Source organism: Maribellus comscasis (assembly GCF_009762775.1).
Classification (GTDB): Bacteria; Bacteroidota; Bacteroidia; order Bacteroidales; family Prolixibacteraceae; genus Draconibacterium; species Draconibacterium comscasis.
On record NZ_CP046401.1, the window covers coordinates 545,704 to 564,630 of the forward strand.

Sequence of the window (18,927 nt, forward strand, 5' to 3'; positions counted from 1 at the left end):
AAAATTCAACAAGCTATTACATCTGAAATAAGAATTTTTAATTATTATTTCTTCTCTTCAAGTTAATCTTTTCAATTATTCCAATTTAGTTACGATTTCTACTTCCCATCCATTCTGATAGGGACTATAAACAACATGGTATTTTGAACCTTCCAATAAATTAATGTTTTGCACAGTGCGTATATCCCCATTTTTATTTAATCTGAATCGTACGTGGTCATTTAAAGTAAATTGAATCGTTTCATCTTGATCATCATATATTTCACAACCTGTTTTAGATGATATTACGTGCTTTCCTAAGATTGAAAAATCAACACCATTTATACTTGTTATTGTACCAGTAATTTTTCGGCTAGTTACATGCTTTATTTTTGGTCCTTCAAAGTCCGGGCCTTTTGTTAAATCGAACCCTTTACCTTCTGTTTCTAATTTAATAATACGCAACATGTTTGCATTGTTCTTTTCAGGTAATTCAACCATTAGTGAAGTAGAGTTTTTTTCCTGAACAACAGACAATTTCTCACCTGTGTCCAAAAATATTGCGTTTTTTACAGGTGATTTTAATCCATTTACTGTAATGGGGCCTCCTGTCCAATTCCATAAGTGCAAATAAATAAAGTTGTTTTCTTTGCGCTGTGACAAAGATCCCCACACATGTTCTTTGGGAAAAGGACTACCTTTGGTCTTGTAAATGGCTTCACCATTTATATCCATCCATTTTCCCAGATCGCGCAACCTTATCTGATCCTGCAAAGGGAAAGTACCTTCAGGAGTAGGTCCAATATTCAACAAAAAATTTGAACCACGACAAGCACTTTTACTTACCATTTTTATTAGTTCATCAGATGACTTCCAAAAATCATCATTTTTATCATATCCCCAATTTAGTCTCATGGTCATAATTGACTCCATATATTCTGTCAAACCTGGATCTACAATGGCACGATCTCCAATGTTTTTATAATCTCCCAGTCCATTTCCAATCCGCCCATTTATGATACATTCCGGCTGGTATTTTCGAATTAATCCTGCACACATTTTATTAAATTCTTCATGAGCCTGAACGGGTGTATCATACCAAATCAAGTCAATTTTTCCATATTTCGTAAGTAACTCTGTTATCTGTTTTTTAGCAAAATCTACATATTTATCAGGTAATGGATTTAAATCCTGATTTTTTCGTGCATGGTGTTTCCAATCTTTTTCGTGGGAATAATAAAAACCTACTTTCATATCGTATTTCCTGCACGCTGCAATAAATTCTTTTACCAAATCGCGCTTTATTGCAGATGATTTTACAATATTCCAGTCAGAAACGTCAGAATTAAAAAGTGCGTAGCCATCATGGTGTTTTGATGTAAGTACCATGTATTTCATGCCCGCTTGTTTTGCCATTTTAACCCATTCCTCCGCATTAAATTCAGATGGATTCCAATTTAAAGCAGCATTCCGATATTCTGACACTGGCATATTGGATTTGAGATAAATCCACTCTGCACTGGCTTGTCCAACTTCTTTCCCATAATCACTTCCGTTATACTCACCACCAAAAGTCGAGTAAACGCCCCAGTGCAGGAACATTCCCAAACGTCCTTCGTCCCACCATCTCATGCGCTCGTGAAATGCCTTTTCCGATTCCTGTGCATAAAGAATTAGTGGAAATAGTACTGTAAAAATTAAAGTCAGAAAAAATAACAATTTTTGGCTTAGATGTTTTTTTGAAATTGGTGTCATTTATTGTCCTTCTTTTAATATTCTAAATAATTTATAAAAATGTGTTTTGTATTGATCAGGAATAGAATGCTTAATAGTTTTATTGATTTCATTGTTTGTATAAGTAAAAATTCAACTTAATTCTTTTCTATGCTATTTTCATTTGTATCCAGAATACGTAAAACACAAAAGCAAAGGGTGTTTTTTATGTAAAGTTGACGCCTGATGCAGCATAAAGTAACTGCGGTTTACCTTTCCTCATTATTATCGGCGGACGTTCGATTTTATCCCCGCACAATATCTTTGCATTCTTCATCAACGCTTCTTTCCCAAGATCGTGTTTCATTTTACTGAAAAAGTGTTTTTAATATATGTACAAAAACGATAATGAATAAAATTCTTTCATATTAATCTGGTTTTAGTTATTATCGAAATTTATATTCATTAATTTTTCTTGTTAGATATGAAATTCTATTACACTAGTCTGCTCCCCATCCTTCTTGCTTTATTTTTTTTACTGGACTTAGTGTTATTGATTGCAGGTACATCAGAAAGGTACGACCTGACACCTTCGGCCGTATGGTTAAAGTATACTCTCCTGCATTCGGAAGATCAATATATCCAGAGGGAAACTCATGATAATTATACCAATCACCTGTATAAACCACATGCCTTTCTATATTTGATTTTCCAATTGTTATTTCAAAGGGCTGCTGCTCCCATTCCTTATTCGCCGCATAGGTTATATTTATTTTGAATTTCCCAGGTTCATTCACATGTATAAGCCATTCTGCAGTATCTTCGGGCCCAGTCCATTTTGAGATATGAAATCCTCCCTTGCGATTAAATCGTGTCTTTGTCTTACCTTGAGTAATTACTTTTAAATAGTCTAATCGGATTAATCCTGAATCACCCTGCAATACAATCGGAGGATCAACCCTTGGGCATCCATCTATCTCAAGCACCAACACTGAAATAGGATCATCGATCGGACTTTTGGGAAGAGAAATTTGAGTCTGTTTTTCATTTTGCGAAACTGCCAGTTTTGATGTTTTATTAAGGAGCATATAGGCTGAGGTTACTGCATTTTTCAGACCATGTACCATTAGCACACCATCTTGTGGCCAATCACGAATAAAAAGATAGAGTTTGTTCCCGTTGACGGTGCAGTAGCCCCATGGTAATTCACCGAATGGATTGGCAGTTGTTCCATAAATACTTTCAGCATTGCGCTTCACCCAAGGTCCGACCTTACTGAATATTTCAATTGTAGCATCAGGTATTTCTCCATTCCCTTTTGGGCCTATATTCAAAAGATAATTTCCGCCCCGGCTAACAATTTCAAGAAGGCGTTGAATTACATATTCCGGTGTTTTCCAATTTGTGTCATATTTGCTGAATCCCCATGTATCATTTAGTGTCTGTGGAGATTCCCAATATTCTTCAATTCCTCCAGGAGGCGTGCCGTTATCGTTCATATTTTGATAATCTCCAAGAATTTCCTGATCATAATTTCCCACACGGCCATTTACAAGAATTGATGGTTGAAGATTATGTAAAAGATTGACAAACTCAAACCCTTGTTCTTGTGTGTACATCCCCCTGTCGAACCAGACTAATCCTATAGGACCGTAATTTGTAAGTAATTCTCGTAGTTGAGGTTTCGCTTTTTCTTCAAGATATTTCCTGAAATTTTCTTGATTGTATAGATGGCTACCCCAATCATTATCATAATCCCAGTTGTTCCCATATCCTCCGGGGTGATCCCAATCCTCTCTGTGAGAATAATAAACGCAGAATTTTATCCCTTCTTTAGCACATGCCTGTGATAGTTCTTTCAATGGATCTCGATTAAACGAAGTCCAATCTACAATATTATATGGCGAAACTTCAGACTTATACATTGCAAAACCATCGTGATGCTTAGCAGTTATTACAATATATTTCATGCCGGTAGCTTTAGCCAATTGAACCCATTTACCAGCATCAAACTTGATAGGATTCATTTCATGAGCAAGTTCGCGATACTCATTAACAGGTATTTTAGCATGCTTCATTATCCATTCAGCAATTCCATCAATTCGTTCTCCTTTATACTCTCCGGCAAGTTGAGAATAGGGTCCCCAATGAATGAACATCCCAAATCGGGCATCGTTCCACCACTGAAGCCGCTCGGTTTTTTCTTCTTCTGTTTCATCCCAAATTTCTTCCTGAGAAAAAACGTTCATATTAAGAAATACCGCAATTAACATAAATATTAATTTTCTGTTCATTTATACATGGTTTATAATTTAAATAGTATAATGTGAATTTTTTCAATTTTTCATCCAATTAATTTCTGACAAGTCATCCATTTCTTTATTTTCTGAGGATTTGTTGAGGTGTTTTGCATTTTTTGATATAATTGGCAATCAATTTTCCCATATCCTAAATTGTCAGTTATGATAAGAATAAAATTCGGCTTATCAGTTTCAGAAAGCTGGGATAATGATTTAATATCAGTTTTCTCGGTAACAACATTGATTTGGAAGAGAAAAAATAAAAAATTGAACGACAAAATTTTTATCATTAAAAGGTATTAGAGTCATTAGCTCAAATTATCTTACCGGAATAAGGTTAATTTCCTTAAATGTAAAACCAATTTTATTTTCAGTAAAATTCTCAGGAACCAACGACAATTGATATGTTCCCGGTTCTTCGAATTTAATTTTACCTGCCGAAGTATGAATGAGTTTCCAGTATTGGCTTCGCGGATTGTATTCCCTGCTGTCATCGGTTACAATCGTTTCTGATTGCTGACCTGCACAACTGATTTTTATTATCTGTCCGCCTTGCCAGACAGGAGAACCATGTGAGCCTGTTTCTGTTGTTACCAAATCAACCTTAAAAGTTCCGGCATTTTCAACCTTGAAATTCCATGTCAGATTGATTCCGGTATCCAACCAATTGGCACCTCCTCCGCGGGCAGTAAAATTAAGTTCAGCCGGTTGGTTCCCTTTTCTTGCTTCTCCCAAAATCCCGGATAACAATATAGTTTTATCAGCTTGTTGGCAAATTGAGGTCTCAACACTAGCCGATCCTTCAATTTCTATAACGACAACGGAAACAACTTTATCCGGTGCCTCTTCAGGAAGATCTATTTTTAGCCGGTGGTGGTCAGTATCTGAATTGTAATATTCTTTAAAGGGCAACACTTTTTGTTGCTTATCTGATAGCAAGTACACTTTCTTTACTTTATTTTTTAGTCCTTCAAGATAAAAATCGCTTCCGGGCCAATTAAATATACCCAGATACAGTTTTCCCGGTTTTTGAGTGATGTTTCCCCACTTAAATTCCATTTTGTACGGACTGGCCTTTGTCCCGTAAATGCATTCACTATTTGTTTTCATCCACTTGCCCACTTTAGCCAAGATATCTACAGATGCCTGTGGGATTACTCCTTCCGCTGTAGGGCCTACATTCAGCAGGTAATTACCTCCCTTTGCTGCAATATCAAAAAGCAAGCGTGTAAGCGCTTCAGGCGATTTCCAGTTATGGTCGTTTTTCTTAAATCCCCAAGTATTATTTAACGTAGCAGGAACTTCCCAGTCGCCAGAAACCGTTTCGGCCGGAATCACATTGTCGCCGGTGGACTTATAATCAGTTTCAACGCCACCTCCCAGTCTTCCACTGATAATACATGCTGGTTGTAAACTCCGCACGAGGTTCTTCAAGCTTTGCGCCTGTTCTTCGGAAATAGTCATTGGTGTGTCAAACCATATCATTCCGACAAGGCCATAGTTGGTGAGTAATTCCGTAAGTTGTGGTTTTACTTTCTCATCCAGGTATTTCTGAAAGTCACGCTCCTTTGGAAAGTCCCAATCGTTGTCCAGTCCATTAGGTTCATGCCAGTCTCGGGACTGGGAGTAATAAAAACATAATTTTAGCTCCTGCTTGTGGCATTCATCAGCCAGTGCTTTTATAACATCTTTACCATAAGGAGTGGCATCTACAATATTATACTTTGATGCTTCCGATTTAAACATGGCAAAGCCGTCATGATGTTTCGATGTGATGGTAATGTATTTCATGCCGGCATTTTTTGCTGTCATTACAAAATCGTGTGCATTAAACTTTACCGGATTAAATTGTTGTGCCAGTTTTTCATATTCTGCTACAGGAATCCTCGCGTTCTTCATTATCCATTCACCTATTTGCGGATACTCTTTTCCTTCCCATTCACCGGCAGGAATAGCATATAAACCCCAGTGAATAAACATGCCAAAACGGGCATCACGCCACCATTCCATTCGCTCATCTTGTGCGATATTTTTTTGGGCAAAAATCATTGGGGTGAAAGCGTTTAATAACGCAATGAGAATAATTATTTTTTTCATTTTTAATTCTTTTTTAAGTTCGATAATGTTTCAATATCTTCAGGATGGACAGAGCCATCTGGTAAAGGTCCGATGTTTAGTAAAAGATTGTAATGATTCGTCTGCGCGTCTTTCAATAACTTCCTTACATCTTCTACTTTTAAATGATGCCCGTCAATTGCTTTATTATACCCCCAGGTTGCCCCCCCATGAAAGCCCGAAAAGTGAGGTTGCATGGTATTACAAACTTCCTTTGGTTTATTCTTGTTTTTTTCATAAACCTCCTTTGCTATCGGAAACTTATCTCCAACAGTAGCATTTCCGCTACGTTCAGGTGCCATAAAGTCTTCATCGCCATTCGCCCCCTGTTTAAATGAGATTAAAACATGAGGGGACAGTTTACGAATTAATGCATATGTTTCGTCAATTGGAAAAGCGCCTGGGTTGGCGTAAAATCCCATTATCGGATCAAACCAAATACCTGCTATTGTTGGATATTGGGTAAGGAGTTCCCGTAACTGAGCATGCACATAATCCACATATTTACGAAAGTCTTCCGGCTTTTCATAAAGATACTCTTTCGGTCTTATTTTATAAGCCGGACGCGCATTGTTCCAGCCTGCTTCTCTTGAATAGAAATAGGGATGATGCCAATCTGCGGCGTAAGAATAATAAAGGAATAGCCCCAATCCTCCCTTTTCACAAGCTTTAGCCAACTCACCAATTAAATCGCGATGAGCCGGAGAATCAACACTGTTATAATCCGTTTCTTTTGTTTTAAACAGGCAAAATCCTTCATGGTGTTTAGAAGTAATCGTAATATACTCCATCCCAGCTTTTTTAGCCAGCTTAACGATAAAATCTGCGTCAAAACCCGACGCAGTAAATTTATCCTTTAGTATGACATATTCGTCCAGCGGAATTGTATCCAAAAGTTGAACCCATTCTCCCTTCCCTAACTGACTGTATAATCCGTAATGAATAAACATCCCAAATTGAGCATTCTGGAACCAGTGAAGATTGGCAGCCCGCGGATCCTTTTTGTACTCCTTTTTATAATCCTTTAAATAGGAAGGAACCTGACTATAAGAGGAAAAACTCAGAATGAGTAATGCGAAAATTAAAATGTACTTCATCATAACCACTATTTTTATTTATTTTAATTGTATTTATAATACTTAATATCAATATTAGAAGGGTAACATTCCTGGTTTTAAAAACTACGTCTATTAAAAGAGATATTAAGGCGTATTATGATATCTTACATATTCCTTTTCAAATGAATCCAGTTTTTCCCTCATTTCCCTTACTATATCTTCATATTCTGGCAGATGAACAAGATTGTTGGCTTCCAGTGTATCCTTATTAATTTCAAATAACTCCTCTATCTCTGGGTGGCATTCCGGGTACCGGATGTATTTAAAATTCTTTGTCCGCACATATTTGGAACGAATCGATTGGTAGTTATCTGGATTTTTGACTTCAGAAATTACAGGTTGATTGTTATCAAAATTATTTTCACCATAAACAGCATCATTAATTTCTTCCTTCTCGTTCCAAACAATAGGCATAATACTTTCGCCAGGCATACTTTCGGGTTTGGCAACATCGGCAAGGCTCAAAATAGTAGGAGCAATATCAATAATAGAAACCAAGCCTTGTTCCGTTATTCCTTTTTTTTCTTTCATATAGCGTGGATCATACACAATCAACGGTGCTTTGGCTGATTCATCGTACAAAATAGCTTTCCCCATCAATTGCCTCGAACCACAAAAGAAACCGTTGTCAGATGTAAAAATGATAACAGTTTTTCCGGCTATTCCTAGATCATCCACTTTCTGACGTATTTGTCCTACCACATTGTCAAGGCCTGTAATTAATGAATAATAATTTTTGATGAACATTTCGTAAGTGCTGTCAATCTCTATGTGCCAGTCGGGCCGGTTCATCCTGCCAAAATACCAATCTGCATTCCTGCTTTTTAGCTGCACAACTTTGGGCAACTCGTAATAATATTCTGGCGAATCATTGTTCATACGCGGAATTTTCTCCTTGTCATATAGCTTACGAAACTGTTCCTGTGGATCGAAGGGTGCATGCGGGGCTTTAAAACTTACGGAAAGGCAAAAGGGTTTATTTTCCTTGTTTGCTTTTTCAATAAATTCGATGGCCTGATGCCCCATAAATTCATTTAGGTGGTCCGAATGCCATATATTTTCATAACCGTTAAAAGTGCCTCCTTTACCGAGGCGATAACTCCCTTGTCCTGGGAATCCATTCCAAACATCAAAATGTTTTTTTGGCATGTATTCTTGTTTGTTTTCGTATCCCTTATCCACTAACTTTTCAGGACCTTCAGAAACAGCAAAACCGAATTTACCGATAAAACCGGTGTAATATCCTGAATTCCTGAGCAATACCGGATAGGATGTTTCAAACTCTTCTTTCGTGATTACATAATTGGTTGGTCTGTCAAAACCTGAACCATGCGTTCCCAGGTATTTACCCGTCATTATCGAGGTGCGGCTGGGCATACAAATGGGGGCCACGTGGTAGGCATTTAAAAACATTACCGACTGCCCGGCCAGTTCGTCTATGTTAGGAGTAATAACATGACTATTACCCATACACCCCAGCGCTGTACTTCTAAGGTCGTCGGCCAATAAAAAGATAATATTGGGCTTTTCAGATAATTTTTTTTTATCTATGCCTGATTTTACATCGACATGACAACCGTTGATAATATTGAGTAAAATTAGCAGAGCAACAGTTAAAATCTTGAACTTCATTTTACAAAGTTTATAAATTGTTATAACCAGATGAATTTAATTTGATAAATTATACTTTACAATCATTTTTTCCTGATTTGCAATTAATAAGGCTCCCATTAATCTATTTTTTCAATATAAACATAATAAGCAGGATAAATATGATTTTCAGCGTCGTAGAGTCTTGTTTCCATGTCGTATTTTCCTTTCTGCATGTACACCGTAAAGGTTTCTTCTTTGTCACCCTGCATTATTTTTTTCATTAATCCCTCGTAATCTCCAAGATATAATACAGCTTTTTGCATATTCACATTATTACTGGGTGGCATCGGATCATTAACTTCAAGTGTAGGTTTTATACCGGGAAACACCTCGTTAAATGCCAGTCCGCTTGCTCTGGGGTAGCGGCATAAACTTATTTTATATGTTCCTGCAGTAGTAAAATCAATTTTGAAAACGCCGGAGCCCGGGGCCGCCTCAAGTGCACCGTACTGATGCCATATATGACCCCAAAAGCCGGTATGCAGATCATGTGCACTAATTCGTGTCGGATTTTCATAAGGAGTACCGACCTGAATATATGCATATTTTTCATTAACGCCTTCATCAATTATTGACTGCCACCATTTTTCATAGGTTACGCGCAAAAGTTTTACCTTATCCGGATAATCAGTGGCCAGATCTTTGGTTTGTTTCGGATCTGTTTTGATATTATAAAGTTCCTTTCCATTTACCAAACGCCATGTATTATCCATAACCGAAGATTTCCGCCATTCAACTAGGTTTTGTTCACGTTGAGAATCTGTAACAATACTTCGCTCGTTCCAGTTGTCATTATCTCCTTTCAGCAACGGCGTCAAACTTGTACCGTCCAAAGCTTTAAAAGGAACAAATTTAAGTCCGCACAAATCGACAAGTGTTGGAAAAACGTCGATATGTGCAGTGAGTTGATTTACATCACGCTTCCCATTAATATCTGATTCCGGCCAGCGGATGAAAAATGGCACCCTATGCCCTCCATCGTACTCACTGTTTTTTTTGCCCCGCATATTTCCATCGTAACCGAAAGCTTTTCCGTCTTGATACTGAATTCCCGTTGCAGTACCATTATCGGTCATGAAAATTACTATGGTATTATCTTTTAATCGCAATCTTTCAAGCTCGTTCTCAAGTAATTTAAAATTATCATCTATATTAGTTATCATTCCATAGAATCTTTTTTGCGATTCAGAAATTGATTGCTCATCTTTATAAATATTATAGTATTTTTCAGGAACAAAAAGAGGTCCGTGAGGAGCATTGGTGGCGAGGTATACAAAAAACGACTCGTCTTTATGTTTTTCGATAAAATTCAGAGCATTACTGAAAAACACATCCGTACAATACCCTTTGTATTGCTCCGGAACACTGTTATGCCAGTAAGTATCATCGAAATAATCGTTTCCCCAGTAATCAGGGCCCTGCGTGATTCCCCCACCCCCGATTCGTACTACTTCTTGAAAACCTCGGTCTTCGGGTCGGAATGGGTAATTGTCTCCGAGATGCCACTTGCCAAACATGGCTGTTTTGTAACCGTTCTGTGCAAAAACCTGAGCAATTGTGGTTTCATCTTTAAACAACTGAGAGCGTCCAGCAATGGTATGAAAACAATTTAAACGATCGGTGTACCTACCAGTCATCAGTGCCGAACGAGTGGGGGCACAGGTTGGTGACACATGAAAGTTTGAGAGGTGCACTGATTCGTTATAAAATCTGTCCAAAGCGGGGGTTTGGATAACCTTGTTTCCTAAACAATTTAAATCGCCATAACCCTGGTCGTCAGTAATCACAATGATGACGTTGGGTTGCTTATTCTGGCTAAATACAGGAAAAGTGATCATATAAACCAAAGCCAGCAATACTAACTTAACAAAACTAAATCTTTTCATTTTAATGGTATATTGTTAAAGTTTATCGTTAATTCCATATTTATAGATTATGTTATTTTTATCCACTCCTTAAAAAGCTTTAAAGGGGACTTTATCCTTCCTCCTGAAGAGGTTTTCAGAATCAATCAAAAATCGTATAAAACGAGAATATCATTTTAATATTTTGTATTTTTCAGACATTCAATTTTTGAGCAATTTCCATAATCATAAGCTTATTTCAATCACATATCCATATTTATTTGGACGTTCCCTTGGTAATTTTATTTTCAATCCTTTATCCGTCTGTTCCCAACTTAATGAAGATTGACTACCCAGCATTTTCGCTGATTTGATATTTCCTACCAAATTAATGCTCATACATTTAATCAGTGCCTCCGACTCCGGGTATTTAATTGCTATAGCATAAACTTTTCCATTTTTTTCAGTGAACCAAAAATCTTCAGGTGCAAAATTGTTTTTAAATCCCTGTTTTTTACGGTCACCTGTTCCTTTCATTTGTATTTGCGTAGACCCTTCTTTAGTTATCTTCCATTTCCGCGTACCATAGACAGCCTCGCCATTTATTTTTAACCATTTACCCACTTCCAGGAGATTGTACACACTTTGATCGGGGACAACACCTTCGCTGGTAGGTCCAATATTTAGCATGTAGTTCCCACCTCTTGATACAATTTCAAGAAGCCAGTACAATATCTCATCCGGAGTTTTCCAATCGTTGTCATACGACTTATATCCCCATGAGTTATTATGGGTTCCTACTGTTTCCCATGGTTTGGTAATTTTATCTCTGTCATCTGGAATAACATTGTCACCTGGTATAAAATAATCGCCGAATCCATTTCCGATGCGTTCGGTAATAATGATTTGGGGCTGTAGGTCGTATACAATTTTATAAAAAGTAAAACTTTGTTCGGGTTTCATACGCCAGGGCATATCGTACCAAAGCATTTTCATTCCGGGATAATTTTGCATTAGCTCTTTGACCTGCGGAAATGCTTTTTTTTGTAAATAATCATCAAACGTATTAGGTGAGGGATCCCAGGTATTTGCACCAAATGTTTTTTCATGATCGCTGGCGTCGGGATTTCTCATTGCAAATTCAACCGATTGCGCATCTGAGCCATCCATCCAATCGATATTATGGGAGTAATATATACCAAATGCAATACCCTGTTTGTTGCAGGCATTCTGCAGTTCACTGATAATATCCCTTTTAAAAGGTGTGTTCATCACATCAAAGTCGCTTACTTTCGAGTCATACAGAGCAAAACCATCATGGTGCTTGGAAGTAATAACCAAGTATTTCATTCCTGCTTCTTTCGCAAGAAAGGCAATAGAATCGGCATTGAATTTCACTGGATTGAATTCATTAGCAAGCTTTTTATATTCATTTCTGGAGACTTGAGCCGCATGCATAATCCATTCTGCTACAAAAGGAGGACGCATCTCCTCCATCTTTTTACCTTTCCATATCCCTCCTTGTAGAGAATATAAGCCCCAATGAATAAACATGCCGTACTTGGAATCTTTGAACCAATCAATAGTAGGTTTCTTGGAGGCATTCATTTTTTCCCACTCCTTTGTATGTATTTTAGGGAATTCTTCTGTTTTTTGTGCAACGGCTATTTGCACTATCAAAAGCATTAACAGAGCCTTCAATATTGTCTTCATTATGCTAATTTAATCTTATACTATTTCTTTGTTTACCTTGTTTCTTTATGAATTTTGGCACACAGTTTTCATTATTATACTGGTAATAAGATCTGTGTTTTGAAATCAATTTGAAAATAGATATGCTAACAAGCGGTTAAAAAATTAAAAGATGGCGGAGTTTAATAACAAAATCAGATGTGCACAGAAAGAAGTTATACATAAACAAAAATCTGGTATTCAAATAGTAATATAAACTCCGCCATCTTTGGTAAATTATTAAAAAACTAATATCCAGGATTTTGTTCTAACATTGAGTTTCTTTCGATTTCATTTTGCGGAATAGGAAACACATAATGTATAGAAGGTTCAAAACCATAAACGCTTAAAACAGCTGTTGCTTCTCCTGTTCGACGAAGATCATTCAAGCGCTGTCCTTCCATTGCAAACTCAATTTGTCTTTCATGATATATGGTATAAAGAGTAAGTTCGCTCTCCTCTAATTCAGGTATTCCAGCTCTTTTTCGTACTTGATTTATTCCCCACAAGGCTTCATCCTTCTTCCCAAGTTGCATTTCTGCCTCAGCATAATTCAACAGTATTTCAGCGTAACGCATCAAATGTTGATTCAGCGGAGAACCTTTGGCTACAACCCCCTGAATGATTTCACCACTTGGTGCATCTTCATTTGACAACATATATTTTGCCACATTGAGTCCGGTTTCTGACCAGAGTGGATTATATTCAATTCCAAAGAATGGATCACCTTCCATAAAAACGGTGGTTTTACGCCTTATGGTATCGTCGGGTTCATAAAGGGAAACGAACTCTGGTCTAATAATCAGTTCGCCCCCCCCGTGAGCTGTTTGCGGATTACCCCTTGGACTGAAACTCCAGCAATACATCGAAAAATTCTGTTCCGGTGTCCTACTTTGTGCAAATTGCACCTCAAATAACGATTCATTGTTATTTTCATTTGCCAAAGAAAAGACTGAATTGTAATCATTTATTAACTCATATTCGTCCGAGTCAATAACTTTTTTTGCCTTTTCTGCAGCCTTTGACCAATCGTTAAGATACAAATATACACGAGAGAGATATCCCGATGCTGCTCCGGCGGTTGCTCTTCCGAGATCACTTGTTCCTCTCAGTGCAGATACTGACGGAAGGCTTTGTTCCGCGAAAACCAAATCTTCAGTAATTTGTCCATAAACCTGGTCAGAAGTTGTCCTCGGTACCTCCAACTCATCAGGATTTTGAGGCGCAAGTATCAAAGGTACATCGCCAAAATTTGAAACCAAGGTATGATAATATATCGCCCTCAAAAATCTTGCTTCTGCGGTAAGACTCGCTTTTGTGTTGTCATCCATAGGGACGTCTGTTATTTTTGTAATAACAATATTAGCCAAATTAATTCCCTGATAACAATTTGACCATAAACGATTAAATAATCCATCCGTTGGATAAAATATCCAGTCGGATATACCACTTCCGGTTGGGTTGGTTCCAATGTCAGTCGACATATCCCAAAGACGATTGTCATCGGTGTCAAAAATGTCTCTTAAAGGCGCATATGCGGCATTTACAGCCAAACGCATGTCATTTTCCGTTTTGTAAAAGCTCTCTTTGGCTATCTGATCTTCTGGCAACTCATTAAGAAAGGATTGACTGCAACCAAAAGCAATGAAAATTACCAGTGAACTTAATAAGAATATACCTGTATTTTTCATGATTTCTGTTTTTTATAAATTAATCTGTACACCCATTTGTATTGTGCGGGACTGAGGGTAACTTGTGAAATCATCCACACCATAAAGATTACTCAGGTTTTCTCCTCCAATTTCAGGATCGAAACCGATATATTTGGTAAAAGTTAACAAGTTATTTGCAGTAAGATAAATTCTTAATCTGTCAAGCCCAATTTTATCACAGATGTTTGCAGGAAAGGTGTAACCCAACTGTATATTTTTCACTCTTAGATATGAACCGTCACTAATGTATCTGTCAGATACTTGCCTGTTACCATTCTTATCTATCAAAGTAGGTCTTGGTTTAGTCACATCATTATGTGGATTTTCCTGTGTCCAGTAATCTTTTGCCCAGATGAACATGTTTCCTCTGGTATCTGCTTCTTCGAGATCCATTCCACCGTTTCTGCCTCTGTAAATAGCATTACCATAAACTCCCTGAAAGAAAATTGTAAAATCAAAGTCCTTGTAATTGGCATTAAAATTCAAACCATAAGTGAAGTCAGGGAAAGGATTGCCAATAATATCTCTGTCAGCACTTGTTATTGCACCGTCGTCATTTAAATCTTTAAAACGAATGTCTCCTGGCTTTGCAAATGGTTGTATCAGCTTATCACCAATTCCGTCACCTGTCTCATCAAATGTATATGCGTCAATTTCTTCCTGATTTTGGAACAGACCATCGGTTACCAGTCCATAAAATGACCCGATTGCCTCTTCTTCCCTGATAATTGAAACGCCACTGAAGATATCGTTTTGAATCTTGGTTACTTTGTTTTGTACTGTTCCTATATTTGCAGAAATATTCCATTCAAATTCATTTTTGGTATGATGATATGTCAAAGACAATTCCATACCTGAATTCTTCATATTGCCCAGGTTTGCCCAGGGATATCCAGAAATTCCGGCAGTCAGAGGAATTGGTAGTTGATATAACATATCAGATGTTTTCTTATTGAAGTAGTCTGCTACCAATTCAACTGAATTATTGAACAAACCAATATCAAATCCGAGATCAAGCTGCAAAGTCGACTCCCATCGCAAATCTGGATTTCCCATTTTGACAGGTTTTATTGTCTGAATAATATCCTGATTGGGACCAAATACCGTAGAGCCAAAGGTTAAAACTTCAAGTGAGGCATATCTGTTTATACGGTCATTCCCGGTTTGCCCGTAGCTACCCCTAATTTTTAAGTTACTTACAACCATACTTTTTGGAAAAAATGATTCCTCACTGATTCTCCAACCACCAGATATAGAAGGAAAATAACCAAACCGGTTATTTGAACCAAATTTAGAAGAACCATCAGCTCTCAGAATCAATTGTAATAAATATTTTTCCTGATAATTATAGTTTACCCTGCCAAGATAGGAAATCCATGAATCCTGATATTTTGTTCCGGTTGCACTCACTATATTGCCACTTGCTGATGTCACTTGTAAGCTCTCATCTGCAAAGTTTGAACTTGCAGTAAGGAGGTTTTCTCCTGAATATCTCCTTGCAGAGGAACCTAACAGCAAATTGAACCGGTGGCTTTTGTTTATATTAAAATTGTAAGTTAAGGTATTATCGAACGACCAAAAGAAAGTTTTGTCATAGCCTTTGGTAAGGTTATTCAATCCTCCATTGTTTTTGGTTCCATAAGACCAAATCTTTTGAAAATTTTGTGTGTCATCAAAAGCGTAATCCACTCCCAGGGTTGATTTAAACTCTAAATTTTTGGCTATTTTTGCACTTCCGTAAATTGTTCCAAGCATTCTTAGTTGCTTTTGAACGAAACTAAAATTATTATTTTCAATAAAACCAACTGTATTCTTTGTGCCAGGATGTTCACCAGCCCTTGAAGGACCAGCATAATCACCTACCTGCCATCCATTTGCTTGGACAACAGGATTATTTTCTATATCCCATTCAGTCCAATGAATTGGAACTGTAGGTGAAGCTCGCATGGCAGATATAAATATTTCATTTTGATTTGGAGCTCCTCCTGGATTTTTCCATTGTTCATGTCCTACGGTCAATGTGTTTCCAAATGTTAATCTTTTGCCTATTTTCGATTCTGTATTAACCCTAAAATTAACTGACTTGTATCCTGATGTTCTAAGAACACCTTCCTGTGTTTTATAGTTGGAACTGACCAAATAAGAAGTACTTTCATTGCCACCGCTCAGACTAAAGTTGGTGTTTGATATTGGAGCCGTATGAAAAATCTGACTTAACCAATCTGTATTATGAGGTATATTAAGATCACTGCGGCTCCACCATTTGTGGGTTCCATCATTTTCTTCTGCCGTACTGTAGATGTCAATATATTCATCTTTCCCCATTAGTTTGGGCATTTTGGCCAACTCCTGGAAACCATAAGCGAAATCGAAGTCAATTTTGGGAACACTGCCTTTTGTACCTTTCTTTGTTGTGACAATTACAACCCCATTTGCTGCCTGAGCCCCGTAAATGGAGGCTGAAGCATCTTTAAGAATTGCGACTGATTCTATATCCTGAGGATTAATATTCTTTATATTTTCCGTCTGAATGCCGTCAACAACATATAATGGGCTGTTATTGTTTATGGTACTTGATCCCCTAATTCTGATGGTAACATCAGCTCCAGGTCGACCGGAAGTATTTGTTATTAATACTCCGGAAGCTCTTCCTTGAATTGCCTGATCCAACCTTGTCGCATGGATTTTATTGATATCATCTGAAGATATATTGGATATGGCACTTGTTAATTCTTTCTTTACTAAAGTACCATAACCAATCGCCACCACTTCCTCAATTCCTATGGCATCAACTTCCAAGGTTACATTAATGTTTGTTTTACCGGCAACCCGTATTTCCTGAGTTTTCATCCCTACAAACGAAAATTGCAGTGTGGCATCATCCGGAATATTTGATAAGGTATAAATTCCATTGGCATTGGTTACCGTTCCCTGTGTTGTTCCTTTTACTGCTACTGTTACGCCAGGCAGAGGGGAACCGGATGAGTCGGTTACTTTACCGGAAATGGATTTTTCTTGTGGTTGAGCCGTAATGATTCCTCCCTGAGATTTCGTATCATCTGTATATGTATCCCGGGAAGGAAAAATAACGATCTGTCTGTCTATCACTTTAAAGTCAAGATTTGTTCCTTCCAAAGCCTGTGTTAAAATACTTTCAACAGATGCATCACTGGCAACAATATCAACCTTTCGGCTATTATCAACCTGATTATTTCTGTAGAAAATGTTAAACTCACTTTGATTTTGAATTTCCTCGAAAAGCTGCTCTAAAGAAATATTTCTTAAATGAAAAGAGAACTTTGTGCTTTGCGAATAAGTTGAAGTCGCAAAAACATTACTTATACCAATCAGCATGAGAAAGATTGTTAGCCTCATAACTTTAAAAAAATGTGTACCCAATAACCGTTTAAGGAAAACAAGGCACCCCGTTTTACTTTTTTTCATAAATTTGTTTTGATTTTAAATTAATAAATGTCGCTTTAGAGCGATGTTAATTAATGTTCAGGCTTGCAGATGGTACCAACACCTGCAAGCTTTTTTCTTTTTCAAATACTAAATTGTAATTTTTGCATAGGCAGAATTAGTTTAGGTTAATGATTAGTTTTTGGTTGTCATATCTAACTATAAATGGTGTAGTTTCTGCAATTACGTTTAATACTTCTTCAGGCGTATTTTTTAAATTCAGGTTTCCTGAAAATCTTTCCCTGCCCAGAGTTTCGTCTTCTAATACAATTTCCACATTGTAATACCGCTCTAATTTTTTTATGATATTTGCAAGCGGTTCATTCTTAAATATAAAATAACCATCACGCCATGATAAATAGTTTTTTGCATCAACCTGTTGTTGATGGAATGTTTTATCATTTGAATCAAAAACAGCCATCGTCCCGGGCAGAATCGTTAGCCTTTTTTTATGAAAAAGGGATTTCTCTCTTAAATCAAGCTCTATCTTGCCTCTTTCCAAAACGGCGCTGGAAACATTATCATCAGTATAGGCACTTACATTAAACACTGTTCCCAGAACTTTAATTTCAAAATCCTTTGTGGCCACAAAAAAAGGATGCTGCTCTGAATGTGTAACATCAAAAACAGCCTCCCCTTCGATGTAAACTTTCCTTTTCTCTTTCATATTTGCCGGATAGACCAATTTTGATCCGGAGTTTAACCAAACTATTGAACCATCGGATAAAGTTATCTGTGTTTGCTTTCCATACGGAACGACCAATGTGTTAAATACCTGCTCTACCTGCACAACCTTTTGAGATATTTTTTGGGTTGAATCGATAATAATGTTTTCTCCTTTGGGGTCATACTCAATACGGGAATCTTTTTCTGTTATTAAAACCTTACGCCCATCCTGAAGAAGCAGGTTTGTAACGCTATCGGGTTTTGCAAAATCCAAACTTTGTGCAAAATCAACAATACCCGTTTCCTTTTTAAAATCATTTTGGAGGAACCATGCAGAAATGATAACCAGCAAAATCGATGCGGCGACAGCCCATCGTGATAAATATTTGTTCCGTTGCGCCTTTTGAACGGATAACTTTATCCTTCTTTTTGTTTCTTCTTTTTCGCTATTTGGAATAGTATTTCTTTTGGAAGATAAATAATTGTTGATAATAGCGGCTATCTTAAGTTCTTCTTTATTTCCTGTTTTATCAGACAATGAGTCTATCACAAAATCATCATTGGATAATATATCGTGTGCCTTTATTTTGTTTTTTTTATTCATTCATTTCCCTTCTATGTTTAGAGAAAGAGT

At 37.2% G+C, this 18,927-nt stretch carries 10 protein-coding genes; all 10 read right to left on the reverse strand.

The window, feature by feature from the left end:
- Window positions 1-75: 75 nt before the first annotated feature.
- Window positions 76-1,734 carry an alpha-L-fucosidase gene (locus GM418_RS02355; RefSeq protein ID WP_158862766.1) on the reverse strand — a complete coding sequence of 553 codons (1,659 nt, stop codon included), beginning with the start codon at window positions 1,732-1,734 and terminating at the stop codon, window positions 76-78.
- Window positions 1,735-2,192: 458 nt separating this feature from the next.
- A complete protein-coding gene (locus tag GM418_RS02360; RefSeq protein WP_158862768.1) occupies window positions 2,193-3,986 on the reverse strand; it encodes an alpha-L-fucosidase in 1,794 nt (597 codons plus the stop codon).
- Between the two features lie 324 nt (window positions 3,987-4,310).
- On the reverse strand, window positions 4,311-6,089 hold the full coding sequence (locus tag GM418_RS02365) for an alpha-L-fucosidase (RefSeq protein WP_158862770.1): 1,779 nt from the start codon (window positions 6,087-6,089) through the stop codon (window positions 4,311-4,313).
- A 2-nt stretch (window positions 6,090-6,091) separates the two neighbouring features.
- On the reverse strand, window positions 6,092-7,207 hold the full coding sequence (locus GM418_RS02370) for an alpha-L-fucosidase (RefSeq protein ID WP_217447687.1): 1,116 nt from the start codon (window positions 7,205-7,207) through the stop codon (window positions 6,092-6,094).
- A 102-nt stretch (window positions 7,208-7,309) separates the two neighbouring features.
- Window positions 7,310-8,857, reverse strand: coding sequence for a sulfatase-like hydrolase/transferase (locus GM418_RS02375; protein ID WP_158862772.1), 1,548 nt, complete (start codon window positions 8,855-8,857; stop codon window positions 7,310-7,312).
- Between the two features lie 98 nt (window positions 8,858-8,955).
- Window positions 8,956-10,764 carry an arylsulfatase gene (locus GM418_RS02380; protein WP_158862774.1) on the reverse strand — a complete coding sequence of 603 codons (1,809 nt, stop codon included), beginning with the start codon at window positions 10,762-10,764 and terminating at the stop codon, window positions 8,956-8,958.
- A gap of 204 nt (window positions 10,765-10,968) precedes the next feature.
- On the reverse strand, window positions 10,969-12,435 hold the full coding sequence (locus GM418_RS02385) for an alpha-L-fucosidase (RefSeq protein ID WP_158862776.1): 1,467 nt from the start codon (window positions 12,433-12,435) through the stop codon (window positions 10,969-10,971).
- Between the two features lie 266 nt (window positions 12,436-12,701).
- Window positions 12,702-14,144, reverse strand: coding sequence for a RagB/SusD family nutrient uptake outer membrane protein (locus tag GM418_RS02390; protein WP_158862778.1), 1,443 nt, complete (start codon window positions 14,142-14,144; stop codon window positions 12,702-12,704).
- A 12-nt stretch (window positions 14,145-14,156) separates the two neighbouring features.
- Window positions 14,157-17,540 carry a TonB-dependent receptor gene (locus GM418_RS02395; protein ID WP_158862780.1) on the reverse strand — a complete coding sequence of 1,128 codons (3,384 nt, stop codon included), beginning with the start codon at window positions 17,538-17,540 and terminating at the stop codon, window positions 14,157-14,159.
- Between the two features lie 205 nt (window positions 17,541-17,745).
- Window positions 17,746-18,897 (reverse strand): FecR family protein, encoded by a 1,152-nt coding sequence (locus GM418_RS02400; protein WP_158862782.1) that lies wholly within the window; start codon window positions 18,895-18,897, stop codon window positions 17,746-17,748.
- Window positions 18,898-18,927 lie beyond the last annotated feature (30 nt).

Excerpts from the sequence above, each read along its gene's own strand:
- GM418_RS02355 (WP_158862766.1), bottom strand. The coding sequence starts at position 1,734 with ATGACACCAATTTCAAAAAAACATCTAAGCCAAAAATTGTTATTTTTT.
- GM418_RS02360 (WP_158862768.1), bottom strand. The coding sequence starts at position 3,986 with ATGAACAGAAAATTAATATTTATGTTAATTGCGGTATTTCTTAATATG.
- GM418_RS02365 (WP_158862770.1), bottom strand. The coding sequence starts at position 6,089 with ATGAAAAAAATAATTATTCTCATTGCGTTATTAAACGCTTTCACCCCA.
- GM418_RS02370 (WP_217447687.1), bottom strand. The coding sequence starts at position 7,207 with ATGATGAAGTACATTTTAATTTTCGCATTACTCATTCTGAGTTTTTCC.
- GM418_RS02375 (WP_158862772.1), bottom strand. The coding sequence starts at position 8,857 with ATGAAGTTCAAGATTTTAACTGTTGCTCTGCTAATTTTACTCAATATT.
- GM418_RS02380 (WP_158862774.1), bottom strand. The coding sequence starts at position 10,764 with ATGAAAAGATTTAGTTTTGTTAAGTTAGTATTGCTGGCTTTGGTTTAT.
- GM418_RS02385 (WP_158862776.1), bottom strand. The coding sequence starts at position 12,435 with ATGAAGACAATATTGAAGGCTCTGTTAATGCTTTTGATAGTGCAAATA.
- GM418_RS02390 (WP_158862778.1), bottom strand. The coding sequence starts at position 14,144 with ATGAAAAATACAGGTATATTCTTATTAAGTTCACTGGTAATTTTCATT.
- GM418_RS02395 (WP_158862780.1), bottom strand. The coding sequence starts at position 17,540 with ATGAGGCTAACAATCTTTCTCATGCTGATTGGTATAAGTAATGTTTTT.
- GM418_RS02400 (WP_158862782.1), bottom strand. The coding sequence starts at position 18,897 with ATGAATAAAAAAAACAAAATAAAGGCACACGATATATTATCCAATGAT.